This is a genomic window from Xenorhabdus littoralis (assembly GCF_033949345.1).
GTDB lineage: Bacteria > Pseudomonadota > Gammaproteobacteria > Enterobacterales > Enterobacteriaceae > Xenorhabdus > Xenorhabdus littoralis.
Genome location: NZ_VCDP01000163.1, coordinates 1 through 222, shown reverse-complemented (window position 1 = coordinate 222; position 222 = coordinate 1). Strand labels below are relative to the sequence as shown.

The 222-nt window shown below is 53.2% G+C and carries 1 tRNA gene; it reads left to right on the top strand.

Annotation, left to right across the window (positions count from 1 at the left end):
- Positions 1 to 50: 50 nt before the first annotated feature.
- A tRNA-Glu gene (locus FE394_RS18915) sits at positions 51 to 126 on the top strand.
- The last annotated feature ends 96 nt before the right edge of the window (positions 127 to 222 follow it).

The following is a 222-nucleotide window of genomic DNA, read 5'->3' as shown; positions in this document are numbered from 1 at the left end:
TGTCTGATGAAATGAAAGAATGAGCAGCGCGTCTGCGAAGAAGACTTGAAGTCCCCTTCGTCTAGAGGCCTAGGACACCGCCCTTTCACGGCGGTAACAGGGGTTCGAATCCCCTAGGGGACGCCACACTCTGCTCAGGCCCTGTGTGAAAGGCGGTGCCCCTGAATATTGCTAAGCGGACTTGCGAGTCAGGTTAGCAATATTTGCTCTTTAACAATCTGG